The following is a 7544-nucleotide window of genomic DNA, read 5'->3' on the forward strand; positions in this document are numbered from 1 at the left end:
CACTCCTGTGGAGGAGGGCTCCGCGCCCGGTCGGGCGGGAGTCACGCACGCGTCGAGGAACCTAGGAGCATGGAGTTGACGCGACATCAATTCCATATGACGCGCGAGCGACCGGCACGAGGTCAATCCGCTTGCGGGGATTTCCGGAAATCCCGGAGGCACCGAAGCGGTATCGAAGCAGTGCGGGACGTCTTAATGCGGGACTTTCTGCCCTGGGGAGGGGCCGGGTGCGGGAGGATGGTGGAGTGATGAACCCCCGTGCCGAGGCCGCCACTGCCGCCGACAACACCGGCATCACCGACATCACCGACACCACTGACGTCACCGGCATCACCGACGTGACCGACATCACCGGCCGCGCCGACCTCGACGTCGTCCTGCGCCGCTTCTACCCGGCGGCCTTCGCCGATCCGCGCATCGGGCCCTTCTTCACCGAGATCGCCGGTACCGACCTCGACGCGCACCTGCCCCGGATCACCGACTTCTGGGAGCGGTCCCTCTTCCGCAGCGCCGACTACCGGCGCAACGCCTTCGCCCCGCACGCGGCGCTCCAGTCGGCCCGCGAGATGACCGCCGAGGACTTCGGCCGCTGGGTGCAGCTGTGGCGGGCCACGATCGACGGACTGCACCGGGGGCCGAACGCGGAGCGGGCCAAGGCCCAGGGCGAGCGGATCGCGCTGACCCTGCACAAGCGGCTGGCCGGCGCCGATGCCTCGCTGGAGAGCGCCGACGGGCTGGGCTTCGTACCGCTGGCAGCCCTGGAGCTGCGCTCGATCAAGGCCTGACCTGCGCGTTCGTAGCGCGTCGAGGAAATGTCGAGGAAGGGTCGAAAAAACTTCGCCGGGAGCGATGAGTTCCCCGGGGGCCCGCGGTCTACCTCTCGAAAGCAACGGAACGCGCCGAGAGAAGAGAGACCCCGATGTCCTCCACCATGATCTTCGTCAACCTCCCGGTCAAGGACCTGGAGGCCACCAAGACCTTCTGGGGCAAGCTCGGTTACACCTTCAACGCCCAGTTCACCGACGAGAACTGCGCCTCGATGCCCATCACCGACTCGATCGTGGCCATGTTCCTGACGGAGGCCCGGTACAAGGACTTCACCCACAAGGACATCGCGGACGCGACCAAGACCTCCGAGGTGCTGCTGTGTCTGAGCGCCGAGAGCCGCGACGCCGTCGACGAGCTCGTCGACGGGGCCCTGGCGGCGGGCGCCACCGAGCCCCGTCCCGCACAGGACCACGGGGTCATGTACGGCCGCGCCTTCGACGACCTCTCCGGTCACACCTGGGAGATCATGTGGATGGACCCGTCGATGGTCCAGGGCTGATCAGGCCCAATCAGGCCCAATCAGGGCTGATCAGGGCGGATCAGGCGCCCGCCGAGGTCGCGGCGGTCCGTACCGGGTACGTCCGGACCGCCACCTCCTCGTCGTCCAGGCAGTGCCCCGACTCCAGGTCGAAGCGCTGCTTGAGCAGCGGCGAGGCCACGAAGAGCCGTCCCGAGACCGAGCCGACCAGCCCGCGCGAGAGCACCTGCGCCCCGGTGAAGGGGTCCCGGTTGCCGATGGCGTACGGGCGTCCCGCGCGGTCGACGAACACGGCGGCCTGGCTCCCGTCGGGCAGCAGCGCCGCCACCCCGCGACCGGGGATCAGTGCCGACAGCTCGCACACGGTGAGCCATCCCTCCGCCACCTGCAGTTCCACGGTCATCGGGTGCCTCCCAGGGGCTCCAGGGTCAGGACGGTCAGGTCGGGCTTGACCTGGCCGCGTTCGGGGACGAACTTCACGCTCGGGTCGGGGGCGCCCGGCGCGTTGACGAAGGACACGAACCGGCGCAGCCGCTCCGGGTCGTCCAGGGTCTCGGCCCATTCGTCGCGGTAGTGCGCCACATGGTCGGCCATCAGCGACTCCAGCTCCGCGCACAGTCCGAGCGAGTCGTGCACGATCACGTCCCGCAGGTGGTCGAGGCCGCCCTCCAGCCGGTCCAGCCAGGTGGAGGTGCGCTCCAGCCGGTCGGCGGTGCGGATGTAGAACATCAGGAACCGGTCGATGAGCCGGACCAGTTCGGCGTCGGACAGGTCCTGGGCGAGGAGGTCGGCGTGGCGCGGGGTGGCCCCGCCGTTGCCGCCGACGTAGAGGTTCCAGCCGCTCGCCGTCGCGATGATCCCGAAGTCCTTGCTCTGCGCCTCCGCACACTCGCGGGCGCAGCCGGAGACCGCCGACTTGAGCTTGTGCGGGGCGCGCAGGCCGCGGTAGCGCAGCTCCAGGTCGATGGCCATCCGTACGGAGTCCTGGACCCCGTAGCGGCACCAGGTCTGGCCCACGCAGGACTTCACCGTCCGCAGGGCCTTGCCGTACGCGTGCCCGGACTCGAACCCGGCCTCGACGAGCCGCGCCCAGATGAGGGGGAGCTGGTCGATGGCGGCGCCGAAGAGGTCGATGCGCTGCCCCCCCGTGATCTTCGTGTAGAGGCCGAAGTCGCGGGCCACCTCGCCGATCACGATGAGCTTGTCCGGGGTGATCTCGCCGCCGGGGATGCGCGGGACGACCGAGTACGAGCCGTTGCGCTGCAGGTTGGCGAGGAAGTGGTCGTTGGTGTCCTGGAGGGCGGCCTGCTCCCCGTCCAGGACGTAGCCGCTCGCGCCGAGGGTGGGGGCGAGCGAGGCGATGATCGAACCGACGGTGGGCTTGCAGACCTCGCAGCCCTCGCCGCCGCGGGCCTCCTCGCGGCCGTGGCTGTCGAGGAGCCGCTCGTACGAGGTCACGCGCAGGGTGCGGACGATCTCGTAGAGCTCCGCGCGGGTGAAGGCGAAGCAGTCGCAGAGCCCCTTGTCGGCGGCCGGCGGCATCAGCTGGCCGATCACCTTGAGGCAGCTCCCGCAGCCGGTGCCCGCCTTGGTGCACTTCTTGACCTCGGGCACCGTCGTGTGGGCGGTGATCGCCTTCTTGGTGACGTTGTGGCAGGAGCAGATCACCGCGCCGTCCGGGAGCGAGGCCGGGCCGAGCGCGACGGGTGCGCCGGCGCCGGCGGGCAGCACCAGCTGCTCGGGGGTGACGGGCGGTACGGAGCCGGTGAGCGGGCGGAGCAGCCCGTAGGAGTCGGCGTCGCCGACCAGGACGCCGCCGAGCAGGACGCCTTCGGCGGAGACGACCACCTTCTTGTAGACGCCGGAGCGGGAGTCGGAGTAGACGACGTCGAGGCTGCCGGCGGTGGCGCCGTGGGCGTCGCCGAAGGAGGCCACGTCCACGCCGAGGAGCTTGAGCTTGGTGGAGAGGTCGGCGCCGGTGAACTCCTTCTCGCGGCCCAGCAGGTCCGAGGCGGCCGTCTCGGCCATCTCGTAGCCGGGGGCGACCAGGCCGTAGACGCGGCCGTCGGAGGCCAGCGCGCACTCGCCGATGGCGTAGACGTGCGGGTCGGAGGTGCGGCAGCGGGCGTCGACGGAGATGCCGCCGCGTTCGCCGACCGTCAGGCCGCTGTCGCGGGCGAGCTGGTCGCGGGGGCGGACACCGGCGGAGAAGACGACCAGGTCGGTGTCGACGCTGGAGCCGTCGGACAGCTTCATGCCGCTGACGGAGCCGTCCTCGCCGGTCAGGACCTCCTGGGTGCCGACGCCCGTGTGGACGGTGAGGCCCATGTTCTCGATGGTGCGCAGCAGGGCCGCCCCGCCGCCCTCGTCGACCTGGACGGGCATCAGCCGGGGCGCGAACTCCACGACGCGGGTGGCCAGTCCGAGGCCCTTGAGCGCGCCGGCGGCCTCCAGCCCGAGCAGGCCGCCGCCGACCACGGCTCCGGTGGTCCGCGTCTTGGCGTACTCCTCGATCGCGAGGAGGTCCTCGATCGTGCGGTACACGAAACAGCCCGGGGCGTCCTTGCCGGGGACCGGCGGCACGAAGGGGTAGCTGCCGGTCGCGAGCACGAGCACGTCGTACGGGAACACCCGCCCCGAGCGCGAGGTGACGGTCCGGGCCTCCCGGTCGATGCTCTCGGCGGGATCGTCGAGGTGCAGGGCGATCCCGTGCTCCGCCATGAAGGAGGCGGGGGTGAGGGAGAGGTCCTCGGGAGTGCTGCCGGAGAAGTACGAGGTCAGGTGCACGCGGTCGTAGGCGGGCCGCGGCTCCTCGCAGAGGACGGTGATCCGGTGCGTGGAGGTGGCGCCGAGTTCGGCGAGCGCCTCCAGGTAGCGCTGGCCGACCATGCCGTGACCGATGAGCACGAGGGCGGGGGCAGCGGCGGGGGCGGTTGCGGGGGCGGCGGCCTGGGCGGTGGCCGGGGCGGGATGGGGCGTGGCTGCGGCCATGATCAGGAGCCTCCGTCGTCGGTGAGCAGGTGGTGCAGGTCGGTGGGACCGTGCTGGTCGGTGAGGGGGGCGCCGTCCTCCCAGCTGCGGGCGAGGGCGCCCACGCTGGAGAGTTCGCCGAGCAGGACCCCGCCGACGAGGCGGTCGCCGCGGATGACGACCTTGCGGTAGGTGCGGCGGGTGGCGTCGGTGAGCCGGACCACGTCGTCGCCGGGGAGCGGGGTGGTCTCGCCGAAGGCGGCGAGATCGAGGGGCCGGTCGCCGCCGGCGGTGAGGGTGAGGCGGGTCAGGGCGCGGGTGCCGCCGTAGGCGGGGTCCGGGCCGAGTCCCCGGCCGGTCCCGAGGAGGACGCCGGCGAGCGCGTCGGCCTGTTCGAGGGCGGGGCCGGCCAGGCCGTACACCCGGCCCGCGTGCTCGGCGCAGTCGCCGACGGCGTGGATGCGGGGGTCGCTGGTGCGGAGCTCGTCGTCGACGAGGATGCCGGTGCGAACGTCCAGGCCGGCGGCGAGGGCCAGTCCCGTGCGGGGGCGGACGCCGCAGGCGAGTACGACGAGGTCGGCGTCGAGGTGGTAGCCGACGGCCAGGTCTACGCCGGTCACCCGGCGGGGCTCCTGGCCGGTTCCCGGGCGCCGGGCCGGGGTGCGGGCGGGGGTGCGGGCGGGGGCGGCTTCGGGAGCGGCGGCCCCGCGGGGCGTTCCGGACTCTGCCCGGGCCCGCTCCTCACACGCCGGAGGGGCTGGATCTTGGCCGGCGTCGGCCTGCACGCGCGGGTCGGCCGGCCGGATCGCCCGCAGGGCGACGTCAGCTCCGGCCGGGGGGAGCGGGGCCGCGGAGGCTGTCGTCAGGCCGCGGACGCGGCATTCCGTGTGGATCTCCACGCCCATGCCGGTCAAGTGCGCGTGCAGCAGCTCCGAGGCCTCGGCGTCCAGCTGGCGTTCCATCAGGCGTTCGCCCTGCTGCGCGAGGACCACCTGCGCGCCCCGCTCGGCCAGGGCGCGGGCCGCCGAGACGCCGAGGAGGCCGCCGCCGATCACCACCGCGCGCACGCCGGGGCGTACGGCCGCCGACAGGGCCAGGCAGTCGTCCATGGTGCGGAACGCGTGGACACCCGCGGGGAGCTCCCGGCCCTCGGGTTCGAACAGGCCGCGCAGCGGGGGGAGCACCGGGTTCGACCCCGTGGCCAGGACGAGGGTGCCGTACCGCTCGACCGAGCCGTCGTCGCAGTGGACCACCTGCTCCGCCCGGTCGATCCGTACCGCCCGCACGCCCCGGCGCAGCGCCGGGCCGGGGGCCGGGAGGGCCGTCACCTCCGGCGCGTACCGGCCGGCCAGGACCTCCGCGAGGAGCACCCGGTTGTACGGGGCGTGCTCCTCCTCACCGAGGACGCGGACGTCCCCGCCCAGCCGGGCGGCGAGCCGCAGGCCGGCGAGGCCGCCGCCGATCACCACCACGCGTTGCTGTTCCGAGGTCATGACACGAGAGTGCGCGGCCGCTGTTTCCCCACGGCATCGCCGTTGTTTCCCCGACGGAACCTCGACCTCAGCGTGCGGGTTAAGGGTCCGTGAGGCGTTCCTCAAGGCCGCCTTAAGGATCACCGGGAAGGCCCGGGAGACCGCCGGAGCGCCCGTAGCGTGGCCGTATGCGAGAGCGGGACATGGTGGTTCGGGTCAAGGGCGGGATGCTCGGCGGGGCGGGGACCGTCGCCCTGCTGTGGGCCGTCCAGGTGCGGGCCTCGGCCCGGATCGACGCGCTGTTCGCGACCGCCGCGCACCTGTCCGGCCTGCTCGCCGGGTACGGGGTGCTCGTCCTGCTGTTCCTCATGGCCCGGGTCCCCGCCGTCGAGCACGGGGTGGGCGCGGCCCGGCTCGCCCGCTGGCACGCGCTGGGCGGCCGCCACGTCCTGCTGCTCTGCTTCGGGCACGCGGCCTTCGCGCTCTGCGGCTACGCCGTGCACGAGGGGGTCGACGTGCTCTCCGCCGTCCGGGAGCTGCTCGGCTATCCGGCCCTGGCCGCCGCGACGGCCGGGACCGCCCTCCTGGTCGCCGTCGGCATCACCTCCGCCCGCTCCGTACGCCGTCGGGTCAGCCACGAAACCTGGCGGGGGGTCCACCTCCTGGTGTACCTCGCCGCCGCCCTCGCCTTCGGGCACCAGCTCGCCGGGCCCGACCTGGCCCTCGTCGTCTGGTTCTGGGCCCTCGCCCACGCCGTGGTCGCCGTCCTGCTGCTCTGGTACCGCGCCGTGGTGCCCGTACGCCAGGCCCTGCGGCACGCGCTGCGCGTCGCCGAGGTCCGCAACGAGGCACCCGGGGTGGTCTCCGTCCTCGTCTACGGGGAGCACCTCGCGGAGCTGCGCGCGGAGCCGGGCCAGTTCCTGCGCTGGCGGTTCCTCCAACGCCGGCTGTGGCACACCGCGCTGCCGTTCTCGCTGTCGGCGCCGGTCCGCGGGAACACCCTGCGCATCACCGTGAAGGCCCTCGGCGGCCACTCCCGCCGGATCCGCCGGCTGCGCCCCGGCACCCGGGTCCTCGCCACCGGGCCCTTCGGGGCGCTCACCGCCGCCCGGCGGACCCGGACCAAGGTGCTGCTGATCGCCGGCGGGGTCGGGATCACCCCGATGCGGGCCCTGTTCGAGACCCTGCCCGGCGGGCCGGGGGACATCACCCTGCTCTACCGGGCGGGCGCCGAGGAGCAGCTCGTCCTGCGCTCCGAACTGGAGGCCATCGCCGCCGAACGGCAGGCCGGGCTGCACTACCTGCTCGGGCCGTCGGGCGCCGCCTTCGACCCGCTGGCTCCGCAGGCGCTGGCCGCGCTGGTCCCGGAGCTGGCCGAGCACGACGTGTACCTGTGCGGGCCGCCCGGAATGGCGGACGCCACGCAGTCCGCGCTGCTGCGGGCGGGGGTGCCGGCCGGGCGGATCCACGCGGAGTGCTTCGGGCTCTGAGCCCGCCGCCGGTCCGCTGCCGCTGCCATGCCCGCCCGCTTCGGCGCCCGCCCGCTTCCGTTTCCGCCCCCGAGGCCCCGAGAGGTCGCCGCCCCGTGCGTCACCCGCTGCACGTCACCCTGCCCGTGTCCCTTGCCGCTGCGCGGGGCGTGTCCCCTACCCGCCCTTCGCCCGTTCCCCGGGGCTCCGCCCCGGACCCCGGTCCTCAAACGCCGGACGGGCTGGATTCGGCTGCGCCCGGGCCCGGTGCTTGGGTGCCGGGCGGGCTGGGTTTGGCTGCGCCCGGGCCCGGTGTTCGGGTGCCGG

6 protein-coding genes are annotated in these 7544 nt (G+C 73.5%); 3 read left to right on the top strand and 3 right to left on the bottom strand.

Features of this window, described 5'->3' with window-relative positions:
- Positions 1–248 precede the first annotated feature (248 nt).
- Positions 249–785: a group III truncated hemoglobin gene (locus tag ACIQV3_RS16320; RefSeq protein ID WP_403713049.1), complete on the top strand. Its 537-nt coding sequence runs from the start codon at positions 249–251 to the stop codon at positions 783–785.
- Between the two features lie 134 nt (positions 786–919).
- On the top strand, positions 920–1327 hold the full coding sequence (locus ACIQV3_RS16325; RefSeq protein WP_403713050.1) for a VOC family protein: 408 nt from the start codon (positions 920–922) through the stop codon (positions 1325–1327).
- Between the two features lie 40 nt (positions 1328–1367).
- Here the strand turns inward: ACIQV3_RS16325 and nirD are convergent, their stop codons facing one another.
- From nirD to ACIQV3_RS16340, 3 genes are read right to left on the bottom strand one after another with little or no spacing between them, the layout of a single operon-like run.
- Complete coding sequence (nirD, locus tag ACIQV3_RS16330; protein ID WP_403713051.1) at positions 1368–1709, bottom strand: nitrite reductase small subunit NirD; 342 nt, start codon at positions 1707–1709, stop codon at positions 1368–1370.
- Positions 1706–4297, bottom strand: coding sequence for a nitrite reductase large subunit NirB (gene nirB / locus ACIQV3_RS16335; protein ID WP_403713052.1), 2592 nt, complete (start codon positions 4295–4297; stop codon positions 1706–1708). The genes nirD and nirB overlap by 4 nt, the downstream gene beginning before the upstream one ends.
- A gap of 2 nt (positions 4298–4299) precedes the next feature.
- A complete protein-coding gene (locus ACIQV3_RS16340; protein ID WP_403713053.1) occupies positions 4300–5769 on the bottom strand; it encodes an NAD(P)/FAD-dependent oxidoreductase in 1470 nt (489 codons plus the stop codon).
- Positions 5770–5936: 167 nt separating this feature from the next.
- On the opposite strand from ACIQV3_RS16340, the gene ACIQV3_RS16345 reads away from it, so the two are divergent.
- A complete protein-coding gene (locus ACIQV3_RS16345; RefSeq protein WP_403713054.1) occupies positions 5937–7238 on the top strand; it encodes a ferric reductase-like transmembrane domain-containing protein in 1302 nt (433 codons plus the stop codon).
- The last annotated feature ends 306 nt before the right edge of the window (positions 7239–7544 follow it).

This window comes from Streptomyces sp. NPDC099050, assembly GCF_044759865.1.
Lineage (GTDB): Bacteria > Actinomycetota > Actinomycetes > Streptomycetales > Streptomycetaceae > Streptomyces.